At 59.0% G+C, this 20478-nt stretch carries 17 protein-coding genes; 9 read left to right on the top strand and 8 right to left on the bottom strand.

The genetic code is table 11. The features are described 5' to 3' along the window. The first annotated feature begins 600 nt into the window (after nt 1-600). Nucleotides 601-2826, top strand: coding sequence for a ferric-rhodotorulic acid/ferric-coprogen receptor FhuE (gene fhuE, locus ABIB18_RS21995; protein ID WP_354475731.1), 2226 nt, complete (start codon nt 601-603; stop codon nt 2824-2826). Nucleotides 2827-2899: 73 nt separating this feature from the next. Here the strand turns inward: fhuE and ABIB18_RS21990 are convergent, their stop codons facing one another. Genes ABIB18_RS21990 through ABIB18_RS21955 form a run of 8 tightly spaced genes read right to left on the bottom strand, consistent with a single transcriptional unit; the run spans nt 2900 to nt 12099 of the window. Then, complete coding sequence (locus tag ABIB18_RS21990; RefSeq protein ID WP_354475729.1) at nt 2900-3745, bottom strand: VOC family protein; 846 nt, start codon at nt 3743-3745, stop codon at nt 2900-2902. Nucleotides 3746-3765: 20 nt separating this feature from the next. Further along, the gene (locus ABIB18_RS21985) at nt 3766-4905 is read right to left on the bottom strand and encodes an amidohydrolase (protein WP_089561805.1); all 1140 of its coding nucleotides are present in this window, start codon (nt 4903-4905) and stop codon (nt 3766-3768) included. A 2-nt stretch (nt 4906-4907) separates the two neighbouring features. After that, the gene (locus tag ABIB18_RS21980) at nt 4908-6017 is read right to left on the bottom strand and encodes an alkylhydroperoxidase domain protein (protein ID WP_354475727.1); all 1110 of its coding nucleotides are present in this window, start codon (nt 6015-6017) and stop codon (nt 4908-4910) included. Between the two features lie 12 nt (nt 6018-6029). Further along, complete coding sequence (locus ABIB18_RS21975) at nt 6030-7034, bottom strand: putative FMN-dependent luciferase-like monooxygenase (protein ID WP_354475725.1); 1005 nt, start codon at nt 7032-7034, stop codon at nt 6030-6032. Beyond that, the gene (locus ABIB18_RS21970) at nt 7031-8665 is read right to left on the bottom strand and encodes a dipeptide ABC transporter ATP-binding protein (protein WP_089561803.1); all 1635 of its coding nucleotides are present in this window, start codon (nt 8663-8665) and stop codon (nt 7031-7033) included. The genes ABIB18_RS21975 and ABIB18_RS21970 overlap by 4 nt, the downstream gene beginning before the upstream one ends. Beyond that, on the bottom strand, nt 8662-9513 hold the full coding sequence (locus ABIB18_RS21965) for an ABC transporter permease (protein ID WP_089561802.1): 852 nt from the start codon (nt 9511-9513) through the stop codon (nt 8662-8664). The genes ABIB18_RS21970 and ABIB18_RS21965 overlap by 4 nt, the downstream gene beginning before the upstream one ends. Next, complete coding sequence (locus ABIB18_RS21960; RefSeq protein WP_354475733.1) at nt 9510-10451, bottom strand: ABC transporter permease; 942 nt, start codon at nt 10449-10451, stop codon at nt 9510-9512. Before ABIB18_RS21960 ends, ABIB18_RS21965 begins: the two co-directional genes overlap by 4 nt. 13 nt (nt 10452-10464) lie before the next feature. Continuing rightward, nucleotides 10465-12099 carry a TIGR04028 family ABC transporter substrate-binding protein gene (locus ABIB18_RS21955; RefSeq protein WP_159224086.1) on the bottom strand — a complete coding sequence of 545 codons (1635 nt, stop codon included), beginning with the start codon at nt 12097-12099 and terminating at the stop codon, nt 10465-10467. Between the two features lie 570 nt (nt 12100-12669). Here ABIB18_RS21955 and ABIB18_RS21950 point away from each other — a divergent pair. From ABIB18_RS21950 to ABIB18_RS21915, 8 genes are all read left to right on the top strand, one after another. Further along, the gene (locus ABIB18_RS21950) at nt 12670-13674 is read left to right on the top strand and encodes an MsnO8 family LLM class oxidoreductase (RefSeq protein WP_069729311.1); all 1005 of its coding nucleotides are present in this window, start codon (nt 12670-12672) and stop codon (nt 13672-13674) included. 23 nt (nt 13675-13697) lie between these two features. After that, nucleotides 13698-14852: an amidohydrolase gene (locus ABIB18_RS21945; protein WP_354475722.1), complete on the top strand. Its 1155-nt coding sequence runs from the start codon at nt 13698-13700 to the stop codon at nt 14850-14852. Between the two features lie 83 nt (nt 14853-14935). Continuing rightward, the gene (locus ABIB18_RS21940; protein WP_354475720.1) at nt 14936-16249 is read left to right on the top strand and encodes an LLM class flavin-dependent oxidoreductase; all 1314 of its coding nucleotides are present in this window, start codon (nt 14936-14938) and stop codon (nt 16247-16249) included. Between the two features lie 11 nt (nt 16250-16260). Then, the gene (locus ABIB18_RS21935) at nt 16261-17202 is read left to right on the top strand and encodes an ABC transporter substrate-binding protein (RefSeq protein ID WP_031377698.1); all 942 of its coding nucleotides are present in this window, start codon (nt 16261-16263) and stop codon (nt 17200-17202) included. 10 nt (nt 17203-17212) lie between these two features. After that, nucleotides 17213-17725 carry a GNAT family N-acetyltransferase gene (locus tag ABIB18_RS21930; RefSeq protein WP_031377697.1) on the top strand — a complete coding sequence of 171 codons (513 nt, stop codon included), beginning with the start codon at nt 17213-17215 and terminating at the stop codon, nt 17723-17725. Nucleotides 17726-17734: 9 nt separating this feature from the next. Further along, nucleotides 17735-18661, top strand: coding sequence for an amino acid ABC transporter permease (locus tag ABIB18_RS21925; RefSeq protein ID WP_069729315.1), 927 nt, complete (start codon nt 17735-17737; stop codon nt 18659-18661). Further along, entirely contained in the window at nt 18645-19439 is a 795-nt protein-coding gene (locus ABIB18_RS21920) for an amino acid ABC transporter ATP-binding protein (protein WP_354475717.1), read from the top strand. The genes ABIB18_RS21925 and ABIB18_RS21920 overlap by 17 nt, the downstream gene beginning before the upstream one ends. A gap of 8 nt (nt 19440-19447) precedes the next feature. Next, on the top strand, nt 19448-20353 hold the full coding sequence (locus ABIB18_RS21915; RefSeq protein ID WP_089561799.1) for an ABC transporter substrate-binding protein: 906 nt from the start codon (nt 19448-19450) through the stop codon (nt 20351-20353). The last annotated feature ends 125 nt before the right edge of the window (nt 20354-20478 follow it).

The following is a 20478-nucleotide window of genomic DNA, read 5'->3' as shown; positions in this document are numbered from 1 at the left end:
TAGCTGAACAGGAGGGACAGCTGATAGAAACAGAAGCCACTGGAGCACCTCAAAAACACCATCATACACTAAATCAGTAAGTTGGCAGCATCACCCTGCAAACGATAATAATAGCTGACAGGGCGCGCATATTTTTATTCAGGCGCATAAATAAAGTCCCATTTAAAGCCAAACTCATGGCGGTTAAAGCTAAATGTAATGGCGGGGATTCTGTCATTCAAACAGACAACTTCAGTTAAATGAAAAGTTATTGGCGACGGGTTTTCGCTCCGGTTTGATAATGAATGTTTCTGTTACCAACCCCGACGGATAATTTACACACCCATCATCAGCCAATACCACCGATCTCTGATCCAGCCAGCGTTACTCGCCGACACTCACCAAGTCCTGAATAAATTCGCATCATTTGCTAACAAATTCTTGCAATGATAATCGCAATGCGTATATTTCTCATTTGTTTTAAATAAACATCACACCCGCGCCCAGGCGCTCAGGGAAGGGTTTTGATTCCTCAAACCATCAGTAGGGCAGAGATGCCAGCAGGAAGCATGGTCGTGAACAGTGGCAGCATAAAAATCATAATAATTTGAGGAATAAACGATGTCTTTTGATGTTCAGCACGCCAGGGAAACGGGCGTGTCAGCCCGGCAGCGCCCGCTGCGCTACTCTCTGCTTGCCGCCATGATTGCCACCTTGCTGGCGCATAATGTCGCCAGTGCCGCAGAAACGTCTCCGCCGGCCGCCAGCGATAACCAGACCATGACCGTCAGCGCATCAGCACCGGCAGAGGGCGTGGAAGCGTCGTCTCCGGCTAGCGATTACAGCGTTCCGGTGACCCGCGCGGGCACAAAAATGCTCGGTACGGTGCGTGATGTGCCGCAGTCGGTCAGCATTGTCAGCAAGCAACGAATGGAAGATCAGCAACTTCAGTCGCTGAATGATGTGCTCTCTAACACCACCGGCATTCGCGGGATCAGTGGTGACATGGACCGCACCAACTACTATTCGCGCGGCTTCATGATCGACAACTACATGGTTGACGGCATCCCGACCGCATTCGCCGCCCGCTGGAACCTGGGTGACGCCCAGACCGACATGGCGCTGTACCAACGGGTAGAAGTGGTGCGCGGCGCAACCGGCCTGCTGACCGGGCCAGGCAACCCCTCCGCTGCGATCAACATGGTGCGTAAGCACGCCGACAGCAAAGAATTCGGCGGCACCGTCTCCGCCAGTTACGGCAGCTGGAACAAGCAGCGTTACGTGGCCGATCTCTCTGCGCCGCTGAGCGATTCGGGCAACGTGCGTGGCCGACTGATTGCCGGCTGGCAGGATAACAACAGTTTCATTGAGCGCTACGGTGCGAAAAAGCAGTTTGTCTATGGCGTGGTTGATGCCGATCTGACCGATTCGGCCACGCTATCGGTCGGCTATGAGTTCAGCCAGGTGAATACAGACTCCACCATGTGGGGCGGTGCGCCACGCTGGTATACCGACGGCAGTCAGATTCACAGCCGTCGCGGCTACAACACCGCGCCGGACTGGGCCTACAACGATAAAGAGAACCGTAAACTGTTTGTGAATCTGAAACAGGACTTTGATAACGGCTGGAACATCACGCTGAACGGCGCGCACAACGAGATGCGACTTGACAGTAAACAGCTCTATCTGGATGGATTCTTTGATAAGAATACCGGCGTCGGATACTCCTCCTACGCCAATTATCCGGTGGTCGGCGGCACCGGCTACAACACCGGCAAACGTAAGGTGGATGCGGTTGATGCCTTCGCCAGCGGTCCCTATGAACTGTTTGGCCGCCAGCATGAACTGATGGTCGGCGTGAACTACAGCCGTCAGGACAACAAATACTTCAGCACCTTCGAAAACATCTCTTCCGAATCGCTGGGTAATTTTAATGATTTCAACGGTCAGTATCCGGAATCCGACTGGACGCCACGTTTGCCTGCCAGCGATACCCAACTGGTTCGCCAGAAATCAACCTACATGGCGACCCGCCTCTCTCTCGCCGATCCATTGCATTTGATCGTTGGTGCCCGTCACACCAACTGGAATCGCGAAACCCCGACCGGTGAGATGGAGAAGAATAACACCACGCCTTACGGCGGGCTGATCTTTGATTTCGCTGAAAACTGGTCCGCTTATGCCAGCTACACCTCGGTGTTCCAGCCGCAGGATTATCGCGACGTCAATGGCGCGTATCTGGCCCCGGTGATCGGTAAAAACTACGAAGCGGGCCTGAAATCTGACTGGATGAACAGCCGTTTTACCACCTCACTGTCGGTGTTCCGTACCGAACTGGATAACGTCGGCGAAGCCACGACCCAGACGGTAAAAGGCTCGGGTGATGTGGCCTACATTGGCCGTAAAGGCGTGGTCAGCCGCGGCGTAGAGTTTGAAGTCAACGGCGCACTGACCGATTACTGGCAGATGACTTTCGGCGGCACGCGTTACATTGCGGAAAACCGCGACGGCAGCACCTTTAATCCGCAACTGCCGCAGACCAGCTTCAACCTGTTCACCAGTTATCGCCTGCCTGCGCTGCAACAGCTGACGCTGGGCGGCGGAGTAAACTGGCAGACCCACGTCTGGAACGACGTCGGTGCACCGGAAGGCAACGGCACCTGGCGCGCCCGTCAGGGGAGCTATGCGCTGGTTGACCTGTTTGCCCGCTATCAGGTCAGTAAAAACCTGACGCTGCAGGGCAATCTGAATAACCTGTTCGATAAAGAGTACGACACTAACGTCGCCAGCTCGGTGGTTTATGGCGAGCCGCGCAACGTCTCGGTTACCGCCAGCTACACCTTCTGATCATCGCGGTTCATCAACGATAAAACGCCTCAGCAGAGGCGTTTTTTTTGCGATGTTCCGCTGGCTGCCGCCCTCAGGTAAAGCGTAAGGCCAGATGAAAACCCTGTCCCGATTCAACCAGAATCGCCTCCGACTGTTGTTCGAAGCTGACGTCGCCGGCCAGCAGCGCGGTTTTGACTTTGGTCAGATCGTCGGTAACAAAGCCCAGCGCCACCATCCGCGCACTGCCATCATAATCTTCCGGCAGCGGCCCAAAGCGCTGCTGCGCATAGTCTGCCGAGGCAAAACGCACCGTGGCAGCACCGGCGCGTAACACAAAAGCGCCTTCCGGACAGGCGATAATTTTTCCGCTGCCAAACAGGTGGCTGTAGACCTGCGCTGACAGGGCCGGGTCCTGCGCCACAATCACGAACTCACTGATATTGCGCACACCGTTCGGATGCGCCTGCCACACCGGTTGCCACACCGCTTCCGGCGTCAGATGCTGACAAAAAAAACTGCGTCCGTTGGGGATTAAAGATGGACGCAGTCGCACGGTGCGAAAACGCGCTTCAGTCACCGCGCCATCGGGCAGGGTAACCGGCCGGTGAAAGCTGGCGGGGGGATCGCCATCCAGATCCTGCCGCTGCAGATGCTGATATTCACTATCGGCTTCGCTGCTCTTCCACACCAGCCCGCTCAGCCCGAGTGGCGCTTGCCACAGATCGGCACGGCGGGCGGCCTTGCCCGGCTCATAGCCTAATAACTCCAGATAGTTTTCGCCAAAAACAGCCAGATGGTTACTGGACCCCAGCGAGTGATGACCCCGTTCGGTCAGCTGGAACCCGAGGCGACGAAACAGCGCGCTGGCCGCATCCAGCTGATCGGCGACATTGATCACAGCGTGATCGAGAATCGGTTGTGGGACAGGGACAGACATAAGCAGATTCCTTCTTTTGGTCATTGTGCCGCCACAATCTGCAACGCGCGTGGCGCCAGGCGGGTGAAGTAATTCACCGCAGGCTCGATCAGCGCTTCATCAGGATCGAAACCCGCATGATGCAATCCATACGTGCTGGCGCTTCCGATACTGACAAATGCCCCAGGCACCTGTTGCAGATAGAAAGCAAAATCTTCGCCGCCCATCTGCGGGGTGGCGGCGCGCTCGGCCAGATAGCCCGTTTCCTGCGCCAGTTCCAGTGCCACATCTACCCAGGCTGGCGTATTGATCAGTGCCGGTGGGCCTTCCGTCCATTCCAGTTCGGCGGTGGCACCAAAGCCGGCGGCGATGCCCTGAATTAATGCGCTAATCCGCTGCGGGATCTGCGCCCGAATCTCGCTGTTATGGGTTCGCACCGTGCCTTCCAGCTCGACGCTTTCTGGCAGCACATTCCAGGTGTTGCCGGCGGTAAAGCGCGTCACGCTCAGCACTACCGTCTCGAGCGAACTGAATACCCGGCTCGGCAGCGTCTGCAAAGCGGTCACAATGTGGCTGGCAATCACAATAGAATCGATGCCTTCCTGCGGCCGCGCGGCGTGTGCGCCTTTGCCCTTAACCCGGATGACAAAGCGATCAACGTTAGCGTAGAACGCGCCCGGGCGGGTCCGCAGCGTTCCCAACGGCAGATCAGGCGCATTGTGCAGGCCAAAGATGGCCTGCACGCCCTCCAGCGCACCGGCATCGATCAGCTGTCGTGCGCCGGTAAAGGTCTCTTCCGCCGGCTGAAACAGGATCCGCACCCGGCCAGGCAGCGTGGCTTCACGCTGTTTCAGTTGCAGGGCAACACCCATCATCACCGCCGTATGCAGATCGTGACCGCAGGCGTGCATCACGCCCGGTTGCTGTGAGCGCCACGGCCGGTCAGTAATTTCATCAATCGGCAGCGCATCGATATCGGCACGCAGTGCGATCAGCGCCGGTCCGTCGCCCATCTCCGCCACCACGCCGGTTTTCAGTCCCAGCGGCAGCAGGCGGATGCCCGCCTGTTCCAGCCAGCGGGTAATGCGTTCGGTGGTAGCGAATTCGTGACTGGATAATTCCGGATGCTGATGCAATTCGCGACGCCACTGCACCAGTTGTTCAGTTGAAAACGATGTCATGGTTATCCCTGTTGTTGCGGCAGAAAAGGTTCACCCAGCGTCAGCATCAGGCGGTTCGCCCAGGCAAAAAAGGCACTGGACTGGATCAGATCGAGCAGGGCAAGCGTGTCCAGCCCCTGATCACGCACCGCATCGATATGCTGTTGCGTCAGCCGCGCCGGTGTGACCGATAGCGCCGCCGCGAAAGCGATCAGTGCCTGCCAGCGCGGGCTTTGACCGTGGGACAACACCGCACCCGGCGCGACGTTCAGCAGTTTCTGAATCGCATCATCCTGCTTCGCTAACTGACTGGCTTTGCGCGCATGGACCGACGCGCAATAGATACAGCCGTTAACCTTACTTACTACCGTTGCCGCCAGTTCCCGTTCAGCACGTAGCAGACCGCCCGCGGTGTAGAAAATGCCTTTATCGGTCAGGGTGCGCTGTTCCAGCAGCGGCAGGTTACGCGCCAGCAGACGGAAATAATCGGAGTCGCTATGACCAAATTTAGCCAGCGTAGCCTGTTCATCCGCACTGAACTCCGCCAGCGGTTTCGCCGCCAGCCAGGGTTCCCAGCCCAGTTCACGCTGGGTAAAGGCGGTAACGGCCGTCTTGCCGCTGGCGGTGTGCGGCGCATCGTGCCAGTGACCAGCCACCACCGGCGGCGCGTCAGCCTGTGCCACATCGCCCTGTAATGCACGCAGACCGGCCAGCAACCGGCTCTGGAAACTGATAAAAGCCACCAGCTGCGCCAGCGTGACAATGCCGCGTGGGCTCCAGCCCGCCTGCTGCAATTCGGCAATGTGTGCCGGTGCCGCGCTGACCGGTTCGAAGGTCAGGCGTCGGGCAAACGCTTCGGCGGCCCGATCGCGCTCAGAGACGCCGCCCGGCTGCGACGATCGCAGGTGTAAATAGTGTGCCTGCAGGCCCGGCTGGTCATGCCACTCCGCCAGCTGCGCGGCCAATGCCAGCCGTTCAGGCAGCGGAAAATCATCCTCCTGCTGGCCGAACAGCACCGCATAACTGCCCTGGGTATGCTGGGTGGCGGCGTGGCGGACCTGGCGCGCTTGTGCCAGGTCAGAATCGGGGGCGATATCGGCCAGTGCGTTTAGCAGATCGTCAGCTTGAGTCATAACGTGCTCCTGTTAGCGAGGTTCGCCAGCCGCACGAAGCGCTGGCGCAAGATGTTCGGCAATCAGTTCGATCGAGCGCAGCGTGTCAGCATGCGACGGCTCAACGGAGTGCACCTGAAAAGAGATATCGGTGACGCGCAATAGCGTGCTGTCCTGTGCCAGCGAGCGCTGAACCGTCGCGACATCCCCGACGTGGGCATCAAACTGCGCCAGCAGATCGTCGAAGCGTTCGCCGCGCAATTGATGTCCGCCCGCGCGATACTGTTGCGCCTGCTGGCGAATGCCCGGCTCGGCCACCTGGCGTGCATACGCCGTTGAGTCCGCGACAAAAGCGGTGCGGGAGGCGAGAATGCGGGGCGTCACGCCCGCCGGTAGCGCAGCCAGATAGGCATCAATCAGTGGGTTTTGCAGCGCATCAAGCGGTAACGCCGGTTGGTCGGCCGGGCGCGGCTGGGTGCGGGACAGCATCAGACCGTGTCCGCCCTGTGCCGCGCGTACCGCACCTTCCACGGAGAATGTGGCGATCCAGACGCGATCGGCCAGTTGTGTCGCTGCCGGATAGAGATGGTTATCAGGATGGCCGAGCGAATCGCCACGCCAGGCGCTGAGCAGGGTATGCAGATGCTCTGCAAACGCCACGCCTCGCGCTTCAAAACGCTGACCAAATGAGTGAAACGACGACGGCGCACCGCCCGATCCCAGCCCGATTTCCAGCCGGCCATCCGCCAGCTGATCCAGCACCGCAGCGTCTTCGGCGACCCGCAGCGCATTCTCCATCGGCAGGGTGATAATGGCGGTACCGAGCCGGATATGGCGGGTGAGCGCTGCAACGTGCGCCAGAAACAGCAGCGGTGACGGCAGCCCGCCTTCATCCTGATGAAAATGGTGCTGCGCCACCCAGGCGTTATCAAAACCACATCGCTCCGCGTGCTGAATCTGTTCAGTTGCCAGCCGGTAACGCTGCTTCGCAGGCACCTTATCCAGCAGGCGGGTAAAAAAGCCGAGGCGACGGGTCATGCTGACTCCTTAGTCTTCAGGGGAAGCGTGTTCAATGGAATAAGAGGAGGAATGGCGTCGATTAATTCACGGGTGTAAGGATGGCGTGGGGATGAAAATAGCGTGACAACGTCACCTTGCTCTGCCACCTGTCCCGCTTTTAACACCGTTACGCTGTCGGCAATCTGCCGCACCGTGGCTAAATCGTGGGTAATAAACAGATAGGTCAGCCCCAGATCCGCCTGTAACTGCTGCAACAGGTCGAGGATTTGCGCCTGTACCGTGACGTCGAGCGCCGAGGTCGCTTCATCCAGCACCAGTATCTGCGGTTCGGCGATCAGCGCGCGCGCCAGCGCTACCCGCTGACGCTGGCCACCGGAGAGCTGATGCGGCCGACGCGACAACAGGCTCAGCGGCAGCGCCACTCTGTCGGTCACCGCTTCGACCCGCTGCCGACGCACTTCGCGGCTCAGGCGCCCAAAGTTACGTAACGGCTCTTCAATGATCTCAAACAGCGTCTGACGCGGATCGAGCGAGGCAAACGGATTCTGATAAACAAACTGGATTTTGCGTCGCAGCTGACGCAGTGCTTCACCGCGCAGTCCGTTGACAATATCGCCGTCCAGCGTCACCGTACCGCTGTCCGCCGTTTCAAATCCCATGACGATGCGCGCCAGCGTGGTTTTCCCCGATCCGGATTCCCCGACCAGCGCATGCGTGGTGCCGCGTGCCACCTGAAAACTGACCTGATCCAGCGCCTGTAACCGCTGTTGTTTACCAAGGGAAAAACTCTTTGCGATAGCGGTGACCTGAATCGCCGGGGCGGAAAAATGCGCGCGCTGACTCTGAGGGCGGGTACGCCGTTGCGGGGTGGCGTCCTGCAGCAACTGACGGGTATAGGGATGTGCCGGCGCGCTGATCAGACGGGCCGCCGGGGCGGATTCCTGAATTTCACCGTGGCGGAATACCATAATGCGGTCAGCCCGCTGGGCCGCCAGCGCCAGGTCATGCGTTACAAACAACACGGCGGTTCCCGACTCACGCCGCAGTTGATCCAGCAGGTCAAGAATGCGCTTTTGCACCGTTACATCCAGCGCGCTGGTTGGCTCATCAGCGATAATCAACGCCGGTTGCAGGGCAAGCGCAATGGCGATCAATACCCGCTGCTTCATCCCGCCCGACAGCTGATGTGGATACTGGTGAACGCGCTGTTCCGGATGGCTAAGCCCGACGCGGGTCAGCAACTCAATCACCCGCTGCTGACGCTGGGCGGTGGAACTTGCCCGGTGCAGGCGCAGAATTTCTGATACCTGCTCACCGATGGTTTTCACCGGATTAAGGGAATTGCCGGGGTCCTGAGGCACCAGACTAATCTGCGCACCGCGCAGCGAATCGAAACGCTTCTGCGACCACTGACTGATATCGACGCCGTTGAGTCGGATTTCCCCGCGATCGCGGCGGCCGTTATCCGCCATCAGCCCGATAATTGCCTGCGCCGTGGTGGTTTTACCCGATCCGGATTCACCCACCAGCGCCACCATCTCACCGGCGTTAAGCGTAAAACTGACATTGTGCACCACCGGTTGCCACAGATTGCCGCTGCGATAACTCAGGGTAAGTTGATCGACAGCGAGTAACGGTTGCCTGCTCATCGCTGGCCTCCTGACAGTTGCTGACTGATACGGTTAGCGGCGAGCACGACAGCCACCACCACCACGCCAGGAAAAGTGGTCAGCCACCAGGCGGTGGCCAGATAATTACGGCCTTCGGCGATCAGTAATCCCCATTCCGGGATCGGCGGCGGCGTGCCGTAGCCAAGAAAACTCAGGGTTGAGAGCGCCAGAATGGCCTGCCCAAACTGCAGTGCGGCATAGGCGATGACCGGGCTGAGCGCATTCGGCAGAATGTGACGCCACAGCACGGTGAAAAAGCGGCCGCCGCTGCCATAGGCCGCTTCGACATAGTCACTGTGACGGATGCGCACCACTTCAGCGCGCGCCAGCCGGGCGAAGCTGGCGATCGAGGCGGTGCCCACCGCCAGCGCCGCGTTCACCGTGCCGAAACCGAGCAGAATCAACAGGCTCAGCGAGAGTAACAGCGCCGGAATTGAGAGCAGCACATCGACCAGCCGCATCAGTACCGATTCGGTTTTGCCGCCTGTCGCACCGGCGATCAGGCCGAGCGCGGTGCCGATAACCAGCCCAATCGCCACCGCAATAAATGCCGCTGACAGCGAGTGTGACGCGCCGTAAACGATGCGGGCAAACAGGTCGCGTCCCAGCTGATCGGTGCCCAGCCAGTGACCGGCCTGCGGCGCCAGACGCTGGGCGCCGGCCACGCCTTCAACCGGGCTGGCGTCTGTAAACAGGCCAGGAAACAGCGCCGCCAGCAGTGCCAGCAGCATCACCAGCGCCGCCAGCCATAAGCCGGGCTGCACGCTGACTGCACCTCTCTTCGCCCGTGCCGGGCGTCGCGCCGCGGCATAATCAACCAGACTCATGGTGTGCCTCTCAACAGTTGTAAGCGCGGATCAAGCAGCGGCATCAGCAAATCCACCACCAGGTTAATCACCACAAAGCCCATCGCTGAAATCACCACCACCGCCTGCAGCACCGCCACGTCCTGATTATTAACCGCCTGCTGCGTGAGCTGGCCAAGGCCGCCCAGACCAAACACCGTCTCGGTAATCAGCGCACCGGCGATCAGTTCGCCCAGCAGTAAACCGGCCACCGTCAGCACCGGCAGCAGGGCGTTACGCAGCACGTGTCGCCACAGCACGTAGCCTTCGCTGGCACCTTTGGCTCTGACTACCGCCACAAACGGACGGGTTGAGACCTCATCAATACTGCGCAACAGAATCTGCGCCAGCGGCGCGGAGATCGGGATCGCCACGGTGATAATCGGCAGAATCAGTCCCTGCCACGGCGAGGGATTGATCACCGGTATCCAGCGCAGCTGAAATGAGAACAGCTGTATTAAGGCGATCCCCAGCCAGAAGGTCGGGACCGAGATAAACAGCGCCGGCAGCGATTGCAGCAGATTACGCAGGCCGCGCAGCGCCGGATGGCGGGAGAGCGCCGCCAGCGCAAACGCCAGCAGCGTCGCCAGTAAAAATCCGCACAACGCCAGACGCAGGGTACCCGGCAGATTAGCGACCAGCAGCTGGCTGACCGGCACGCCCGCCTGAACCGAATAGCCAAAGTCACCGTGCAGCATGGCGGCCAGCGTATGCAGATATTGCTGCCACAGCGGATTGTCCGCGCCATAAGCCTGACGCATCTCAGCAATCTGCTGCGGGCTGAGACCGAGATCCGGATTCTGGAACTTAATCAGTACCGCATCGCCCGGCAGCACCTGCAACAGGAAAAATGACAGGGTAAAAGCGGCCCACAGGACCAGCAGTCCCAGTCCTGCCCGATGCAACAAGTAGTGGCGCATCATCAACTCCGGTTTAATGTTTTTCCAGCCATGCGCCATACAGCGCCGGACGGCCTACCGCTTCAAACTTCACCCCTTTCAGCCAGGGTGCACCGGCATAAACCTGGGGCTCTTCGAAGATAGGAATGACGTAAGCCTGATCGAGCAGATAACGCTGCACATCACCGGTCAGCTGGAGTCGTTTGGCCGGATCGACCTCGGCTGAGATCGCCACCAGCAGCTGATTAAGCCGGTCGTCACGGAAGTTTTTGACTTTGTCGCTGGAGCCGCCTTTCTGCAGCAGGTTGTCGCGGTTAGCCGGATAGAAGCTGCTCTTAATCACGTCAGGATCGGCACGGCCAACTTCGGTGACGTTAAGCGGGGTTTTAAGCGGATCGAGATTATCCAGCGTTTTACTGCCGGCATCACCGGCCTTCACCGTCAGCGCGACACCCACCTGACGCCACTGCTGCGCCACCAGTTGCAGCACCTCTTTGTTCTGCGGCTGGGGTAAGGATTCATACACGGTGAGCGCCAGCCGCTGACCCGCTTTCTGACGAATGCCGTCGGCACCCGGCTGCCAGCCTGCCTGATCCAGCAATGCCCTGGCTTTCGCCAGATCGAACGTCAGTTTGTCAGCCAGATTGACGTAACCCGCCGCGCTTTTCGCTACCACCGAGGTGGCCTGCGGATAGTTGGCTGAGAACAGCGTATCCACCACCTGCTTCGCGTTGGTGGCGTGCAATAACGCCTGACGAACCCGGATATCGCTGACCAGCGGATTATCCGGGCGGAAGCTCAGGCTATCGTTGACGCCACGGGTCGGTGCGGCATAGATCGGGAAATTCTGTTCGCTAGCCTGTTTCTCATCATAGGCCTGAACCTGGCGGATAAAATCGGCCTGACCGGCCAGCAGCGCACCAATGCGCACGCTATCTTCCGGCGTGACCAGCACTTTAATGCCGTCCAGATTAGCCGGACCCTGCTGCTGACCGTTTACGGGTCCCCAGCGGTAATCCTTACGCGCCACCAGGTCGACTTCACGCCCCAGCTTTTCATCGCTGACCACAAAGGGTCCCGAGCCGATAATATGGCGGGCATCGCCCAGCTGATCGAAGCTGCGTGCCAGCGTGCTGAGTGAAACCAGCCCGGAGCCGATAGTTGCAGTGCCCTGCAGGAACCCCGGAGACGGCTGTTTAAAATAGAACTTCACCGTCAGCGGATCGATGACTTCGCTGTGATCGTAATTATTGATCACCTCAGACACCGGCAGGCGCAGGGCTTTGTTACCCAGCCCGTAGGTATCGAAGTTTTTCGCCACCGCATTGGCATCCAGCGGCGTGCCATCGGAGAAGGTGACGCCGGGACGGAGTTTAAAGGTGTACTGGGTTTTATCGGCGTTGGTGGTCCAGCTCTCGGCAATCCAGGGTTCCACCTGCAGGGTTTCCGGGTTCTGCCAGGTTAACTTGTCGGTGATCTGATTCAGAATACCGCCATTCGGATAAAATCCGCCGGCAGGAGGATAGAGATTCGTATGTGCCTGCTGCTCCAGATAAATCAGCGTGCCGCCTTTGACCGGTGCGGCCACGGCATTAAAGGCAAAACTCCCGGCGAGTAAACTCAAAACCAGCGCCGGCGAACGCGGCGCACGGTGAAAAAACGTCTTCATAATGAATTCCTTTGTTATCAATTGTCTCAGCAGACGGAATCATCATCGAATGACGCAACACGCAGATAAACTAATGAATTGGTCAAAGCTTATCTGAAAAAAATCAATGCCCGGACAGGATGGCGTGTTCCGCCTTTATCCACCCGCCCGCTCCAATAATCTTCTGCACCGCACAACAACACCGCTGTTAAACCTCAACGCCGATAGCGGGCGTTAATAAAAAACAACGGGATATTCCCGCCGCCTTTACGGCAGCAGCCTTTTTAACCGCTGTTTTATTTAGCGATAAAGTGATCCGTGATTTGAAGTTCGCTTGTTGACTGCTTAAGACACTTTTCTGCAATCCATTGCCGATAATTTCGCTTTATGCCTGCAATAGCCGATTCATCAATATCTGAATAATTGATCAATAATCATAAGTAGCTGTTTTTAATATCATTTATTATCCATTCACTTTCCCTTTTCGCACTGATATGAATAAACTAAAAATAGATAAAACAATATGATGTTTTACCAAATATAAGCCTCGCTCCACACTGGCCAGCAACCGGAATAATAAGGATCAGGTGAATGGCATATCGATTAAGTCTGTTAGACAAAGCGCCCGTCGTTGAGGGGGAATCGCCAGGCGCAGCATTGCAGCGCACCCTGCAACTGGCGCAGTTGGCTGAACAGTGGGGCTATCACCGCTTCTGGCTGGCGGAACACCACAACACCGCGCAGCTGGCCAGCCCGTCACCGGAACTGTTGATCGCGTGGATTATTGCCCAGACCCGGCATATCCGCGTGGGATCGGGCGGGGTGATGCTCCAGCATTACAGTCCTTATAAGGTGGCGGAAAACTTCAATCTGCTGGCGTCACTGGCACCGGGCCGTATCGATTTAGGTATCGGCAAGGCGCCAGGCGGATTACCACTTTCTACCCGTGCGCTTCAGCTGGGTGTACAGCCGTCAGAGAAGGGCAGCTTTGCCGAACAGCTGCAGCTGCTGGATAGCTGGCTGAAACCCGACAGCCACAGCGGCGCTGATGACGATGAACGTTTGCAGGCGACGCCGCTGCCGTCACGGCCGGTGAACCGTTTTCTGCTGGGTGCCAGTGAAGAGAGCGCCCGACTGGCCGCCAGTCTCGGCTGGCAGCTGGTGTTCGCGGCGCATCTGAACGGTGACCGTCAGTTGCTGGAGCAGGTGCTCGGCACCTATTCCCGCCTCAGCAACGGTCAGCGCGCGCTGGTGGCCGTGCAGGTGGTGGTGGCCGATTCGCCCGCGGGTGCCGATCTGCTGGTGGCTAACCTCCGTCACTACCACGTAGCGGTGAAAAATGGTCCCGGCGTCAATGTTGCCAGCCTCGAACAGGCCGAACGGTATGTGCGCCAGGGGGGTTATCGTGATTACCTGATTGAGCCGCGTACGCCGTCGCTGCTGAAAGGCACCGCCGCGCAGGTTCATGCCCAGCTGGATGCGCTGCACCATAACTTTGGTATCGATGAGTTCATTATTGATACGCCGATCAGCGAACCGGTTGCACGTCACCATTCGCTGGCCCTGCTGGCAACGCATCATCTGGTCGCAGCCTGATCGCCCTTCAGCGGAGAATCATCATGAAGCCGAATGCATCACAACTGATTGAATGGCGGCGCGAGCTGCACACCTGGCCGGAGCTGTCGGGTCAGGAGTTTGCGACCACGGCACGGCTGCGCCACTGGCTGCAGGAGGCCGGCATCCGGCTGCTTGATTACCCGCTTGAAACCGGCGTGGTGGCGGAAATTGGACAGGGTGAAACGGTGATCGCCCTGCGTGCTGATATTGATGCACTGCCGATTCACGAGGCGAGTGGCGTACGGTTTCATTCCCGTCATCCTGGCGTCATGCATGCCTGCGGCCACGATCTGCACAGCGCCGTGATGTTAGGCGCGGCGGTACAGCTTCGGGCAATTGAGCCACAACTGGCGGGGCGGGTGCGCATTCTGTTTCAGCCCGCCGAAGAGATTGCACGGGGCGCCCGTCAGTTTATTGACGCTGGCGTACTGGATCAGGTGCAGGCCATCTTTGGCATGCACAATGAACCGACGCTGCCGGTCGGCACATTCGCCACCCGCGGCGGCGCGTTCTACGCCAACGCCGACAAATTTATTATCCGCGTGACCGGCAAAGGCGCGCATGCTGCCCACCCGGAACAGGGTGTCGACAGTATCGTGGTCGCCAGCCAGATCATTCAGGCATTACAGGGACTCACCAGCCGCAGTTTCAGCGCGCTCGACAGTCTGGTACTGAGCATTACCCGGATTGATGGCGGCAAAACATGGAATGTCCTGCCTGGTGGCGTCGAGTTCGGCGGCACCGCCCGTACCCACGATCGCCAGCTGCGGGCCGAACTGGAACAGCGGGTGCGCACGCTGGTGGAAAATTTTGCCCAGGCGAATGGTGCAGACGCGACGCTGAGCTGGCATCCGGGTCCGCCGGTGCTGGTCAATGATGATGACTGGGCGCACTTCAGCAGTGAGGTGGCGCAACAGCTCGGGTACCGGGTGCAGCCAGCCGGACTGCATCTGCTGGGTGAGGACTTTGCCTTCTATCTGCAACAGGTGCCTGGCGTGTTCGTCAGTATCGGCAGTGCCAGCGATTATGGCCTGCACCACGCCAGTTTCAATCCGGATGAAGCCCTGATCGCCCCTGCGGCAGACTACTTCGCTCAACTGGCCCAACAGGCGCTGCAACAGCTCAATGCGCGATGTCGGGAAGCCATTCTGACCTGATTTCACTATCTGCTGACATTCCCTTGCGGCTGTCGTGACGACCGCCGTTCAGGCAGCGCTATGACTAAAAAAGAGAGAGCATCATGAGCACAAGACAACTTCGGCTGGGTACTATTCTGCACGGCGCGTCCGGGAACATGTCTGCCTGGCGTCATCCGGCGGCCCAGGCCGATGCCAGCATCAGCTTTGATTACGCCAGAAAGATCGCCCGCAAAGCGGAGCAGGGCAAGCTCGACTTTCTGTTTGTCGCCGATGGTTTATACATCAACGAAAAGTCGATTCCGCACTTTCTCAACCGCTTTGAACCGCTGACGCTGCTGTCGGCGCTGGCGGGCGTCACCGAGCATCTCGGGCTGGTTGGCACCGTTTCAACCTCCTACAGTGAACCCTTTACCGTGGCGCGCCAGTTTGCCAGCCTCGATCATCTCAGCGGTGGCCGCGCCGGCTGGAACGTGGTGACTTCGCCGCTGGAAGGCTCGGCTAAAAACTTCTCGCGTCAGCAGCATCCGGAGCACGCCTTACGCTATCGCATCGCCGATGAGTATCTGCAGGTGGTGAAAGGCCTGTGGGATTCGTGGGAGCAGGATGCCTTTGTGCGCGACAAGCAGAGCGGCCACTTTTTCGATCCGGCTAAGCTGCATACCCTGAATCATCACGGTGATTTCTTCCAGGTTCAGGGCCCGCTTAACATCTCGCGCACGCCGCAGGGCCGTCCGATTATCTTCCAGGCCGGGGCGTCAGAGGACGGCAAAAAGCTGGCCGCCCGCCATGCCGATGCCATCTTCACCCACCAGCCGACCCGCGAAGAGGCGCAGGCCTTTTACCGTGACGTTAAACAGCAGCTGGTGGCGAACGGCCGTCAGCCAGAGGATCTCCACATCTTCCAGGGCGTGAGCGTGATTGTCGGTGACGACGCCGACGACGTGGAGCGTCAGTACCAGACTACCGCCGCGCTGGTGTCGATTAACGATGCACTCAACTACCTTGGCCGCTTCTTCGACCATCACGACTTCTCACAGTATCCGCTCGATCAGCCCTTTCCTGATATCGGTGACATCGGGCAGAACAGTTTCCGCAGCACCACCGATGAGATCAAACGTAAAGCGCGTGAACAGGGACACACCCTGCGTCAGGCAGCACTGGAGGCGGCAACGCCGCGTCCCCTGTTCCACGGTACGCCGGAAGAGGTGGCAGACGGTCTGCAGCTTTGGTTCGAAACCGACGCCACCGATGGCTTCATTATCAACGGCGGCACCCCGGATACCTTCGAACGGTTTGTTGACCGCGTAGTGCCGATTTTGCAGGCGCGCGGCCTGACCCGTCGCGACTATCCCGGTAACACCCTGCGCGATAGTTTTGACCTGACGCTGCCGGTCAATCAGTTCACTTCACAATAAGAGCCTGTGCTATGCAAAAAAATAAAAGACTCATCGCCCTGATTATTCTGGCAGCCAGCGGCAGCGCCCTGGCGGACGGCACCAGCGTGGCGTACAACGGCCAGCGGGTCAGCCTCGACGCCAATAAAACGCCGATCCACAGTAGCAAGAACCCACAAGCGGTGGCGCAGTTGCCGGCCGGTCATCGCTTTGCGGTGCCAGGTTCATTTACCGTGGCGGTGGCGGCACAGAACTCTCCGCCGCTGACGGTCTTCTCCGATGACAACAAAACCCTGCTCGGCAGCGAAGTCGATATCGCCCGTCTGGTGGCCGACAGCCTCGGCCTGAAGCTCAATGTGGTGCCGACCTCATGGGAAGACTGGCCGCTGGGTGTCGCCTCCGGCAAATATGATGCGGCGATCTCTAACATCACCGTCACCAAAGAACGTAAAGAGAAGTTCGATTTCGCCACCTATCGCAAAGACTCACTCGGCTTTTACGTCAAAACCAACAGCCCAATCACCTCGCTGACCAAAGCGGAGGATATTGCCGGACTGCGCATCATCGTCGGTTCCGGCACCAATCAGGAAGCGATCCTGCTGGCGTGGGATAAACAGAATCAGGCGAAAGGCCTGAAGCCGTTTACGCCGATTTATACCAAAGATGATGCCGCCCAGACGCTGGCACTGCAGGCCGGACGGGCCGACGCCTATTTTGGCCCCAACGTAATTGGCGCATGGAAAGCGGCGCTTAACGGCAAAACCCGGCTGGTCGGCAGCGTCGATGGTGGCTGGCCGAAAGCAGCCCACATCGCAGTGACGGTGAAAAAGGGCAGCGGCCTGGCTGAACCGATCAGCACCGCGCTGAACGGCGTAATGAAAAACGGCGACTACCAGCAGGTGCTGAACCGCTGGGGCGAAGGGGTGGAGCGGATCGATCGTTCCGAAATTAACCCGGCCGGACTGGGCGATTAAGGAGCAGACGATGAGTGAAGCCATATTCCGTGAAGTTTCGCCCGAGGCGGCGGAACTGCAACCGATTCTGACCGGCCTGTTTGGCGAATATGCCGCCCGCTACGGCGACTATTTTGCCCGCCAAAAGGAGCAGGAGCTGACCGAGTGGTATCTGCCGCCGCAGGGATTATTCATCGTGCTGGAGCGTGACGGCGAGATCATCGCGATGGGTGCCTATAAGCCTTATGACCCGCAGACGGCGGAACTGAAACGCATCTGGACCCGCAGCGATCTGCGGCGTCAGGGGCTGGCGCTGGTGGTGTTACAGGAGCTGGAGCGGCGTGCGCTGCGGGCGGGGTATCAGCGGCTGTTTCTCACCACCGGTTTCCGCCAGCCAGAGGCGGTGCGGCTTTACACCGGCCATGGCTATCAGCCGCAGTTTGATCTGAGCGGGGATCTGGAACGCTATGGTCAGCCGCCGCACGATGGCCGGCTGCGTTTTATAAAAGTGATTGGCGTGCAGGACGTCGCACAGGCGAGTTAAGGAGGGACGATGAGCAAGCATCAACATCTGCAGGTGGTGCCGGCGCGTTATCCGGCCCGTACCGTTGGGGCGATCGTCGCCCTGTTTATTCTGGCGGGCGTGATCCAGTCGGTCGCCTTTAATCCGCGCTGGGAATGGGGCGTATTTGCCCGCTGGTTCTTCGATCCGGTGATCCTGCATGGTCTGGGTCAGACCCTGTTGCTGACGCTGCTGGGGACGGTGTTCAGCCTGATATTTGGCGGGCTGCTGGCCCTGGCGCGCCTCTCCTCCTCGTGGCTGCTGAGCAGTCTGGCGTGGGGTTATATCTGGCTGTTCCGTTCGCTGCCGCTGATTGTGGTGCTGATCATTCTGTACAACTTCTCTTATCTCTACGACACCCTGTCGATTGGTATCCCGTTTACCACTCTGTCGTGGGGCGCGTTTCAGACCATTAATGTGCTGGGCCAGTTTCCGGCAGCGGTCATTGGCTTAACGCTGGTGCAGGCGGCCTACAGCGCGGAGATCATTCGCGGCGGGATTCTGGGGGTCGATCACGGCCAGGTCGAAGCGGCCTCCGCGCTGGGACTGTCGGCAACCCGCCGCACCTTCCGCATCATTCTGCCGCAGGCGTTACGCGCCATCATTCCCACTGCCTTTAACGAAATCATCAGCCTGGCGAAGGGCACCGCGATGGTGTACGTGCTGGCGATGCCGGAACTGTTTTACACCATCCAGATGATCTACAACCGCAACCAGGAAGTGATCCCGCTGCTGATGGTCGGCGCCGCCTGGTATCTGATTATCACCACCGTGCTGTCGGTGATTCAGCACAGCGTTGAACGCTGGCTGGCCCGCAGTGTGACCCGCGAACCGCAGCCGTCGCGCTGGCGGCAGTGGCGCAACCGCGTCACGCCTCTCAATCCAACCGAGGAGATCAGCCATGTCCGAAGCCATTGATTACCGCACATCACACACCACCGGTGCCATCAGCATTACCGGCGTCAGTAAAAGTTTTGGCAAACACAAAGCGCTGGATGCGGTTTCACTGTCACTGGATCCGGGATCGGTGACGGTGATCCTCGGCCCCTCCGGCTCCGGCAAGTCGACCCTGTTGCGCACCATCAATCATCTGGAGCGGGTGGATGAAGGGTTTATCCAGATTGACGGCGACTACATCGGCTATCAGCAGCGCGGCGATAAGCTCTACGAACTGAAAGAGCAGGCGATTCTGCGTCAGCGCATCAACGTCGGCTATGTGTTTCAGAATTTCAATCTGTTCCCGCACCTCAGCGTGATGGACAATCTGATTGAAGCGCCGATTGCCCATCGACAGCTCACCAAAGCGGCAGCGATTCAGCGTGCCGGTGAGCTGCTGGATATTGTCGGTCTGCGGCATAAAGCTGACGCCTGGCCGCGTCATCTGTCAGGCGGCCAGCAACAGCGTATCGCCATTGCCCGGGCGCTGATGCTAAATCCACGGGTGATGCTGTTTGACGAACCAACTTCGGCGCTTGATCCGGAACTGGTCGGCGAGGTGCTCGACGTGATCAAAAAACTGGCGCGCTCCGGCACCACGCTGGTGATCGTTACCCACGAGATTGGCTTTGCACGTGAAGTGGCGGATAACGTGGTGTTTATGGTCGATGGCAGGATCGTAGAGCAGGGCAGCACCAGCCAGGTACTGAATAATCCGCGCCATGAGCGAACCCGGCGCTTCCTGGCGCGCGTGCTGTGAGGGTGACGATGAAGCTGAGCCCTCTGTCATTGCTGCTGCTGTCGCTGCTGTCGCCGCTGGCCACTTCCGCCGCTGAACAACGTGACACCCGGCAAAATGAAACGCCGATTCATGCGCCCGCCAATCCGGCAGCGATCGCAAAAATTCCGGCAAACTTTACTTTTATTGAGCCAGGCACCCTGACGGTGGCGACTTCCGCCACCAACTCGCCGCCGCTGTCACTGCTGGCGTCGGATAATGTCTCGCGGATCGGCAGCGATCCCGATATTGCCCGGCTGCTGGCCGACAGTCTGGGATTAAAACTGAAGCTGGTGCCGGCATCGTGGGAGGACTGGCCGCTGGGGATCACCGCAGGCCGCTACGATGTGGCGATGTTTAACATCGCCGTGACCGAAGAGCGCAAAAAGAAGTTCGATTTCGCCACCTATCGCGCCGATAACCACGCTTTCTCGGTGAAAAGTGACAGTAAAATCAGCGCGATCAATGCGCCCGCCGATATCGCCGGTAAACGCATCATCGTGGCGTCCGGCACCAATCAGGAGCGAATCCTGCTGAGCTGGGATCGGCAAAACCAGGCCAAAGGGTTGCCAGCAGTCACGCCGATCTATCTGACCGATGACGCCTCGGCCACGCTTTCCCTGCTGTCGGGACGTGCCGATGCGATGTTCGGGCCGCACTCGATGGCAGCGTGGAAGGCGGCGTCACGCGGACAAACAAAACTGGTTGGCAGCGGGCCGTTTCGCGCCTGGGTCGCGGTCACCACCAAAAAGGGCAACGGTCTGGCACCCGCACTGCAGGCGGCCATTGATGGCACCATCAGCGGCGGTCAGTATCAGCAGGTTCTGACGCGCTGGGGCGAACAGGATGAAGCCATCGCGCACTCCACGGTAAATCCCCCCGGCATTCAGTACTGAACCTTCTCTGGCGCTTCGGCGCCGTTTATTCTGCCTGCCTCTCTCCTCCGGCTGAACGGCCATCACGGCGACGGACCACAGAATTGCGCTACACTCTCCAGCGTTAGTGTTCTATCCTGCCCGCC

Source organism: Pantoea sp. UYEF8 (assembly GCF_040546285.1).
Taxonomy (GTDB): domain Bacteria; phylum Pseudomonadota; class Gammaproteobacteria; order Enterobacterales; family Enterobacteriaceae; genus Pantoea; species Pantoea brenneri.
Note: the sequence above shows the minus strand (reverse complement) of the source record. Positions and strands in the feature narration are given on the sequence as shown.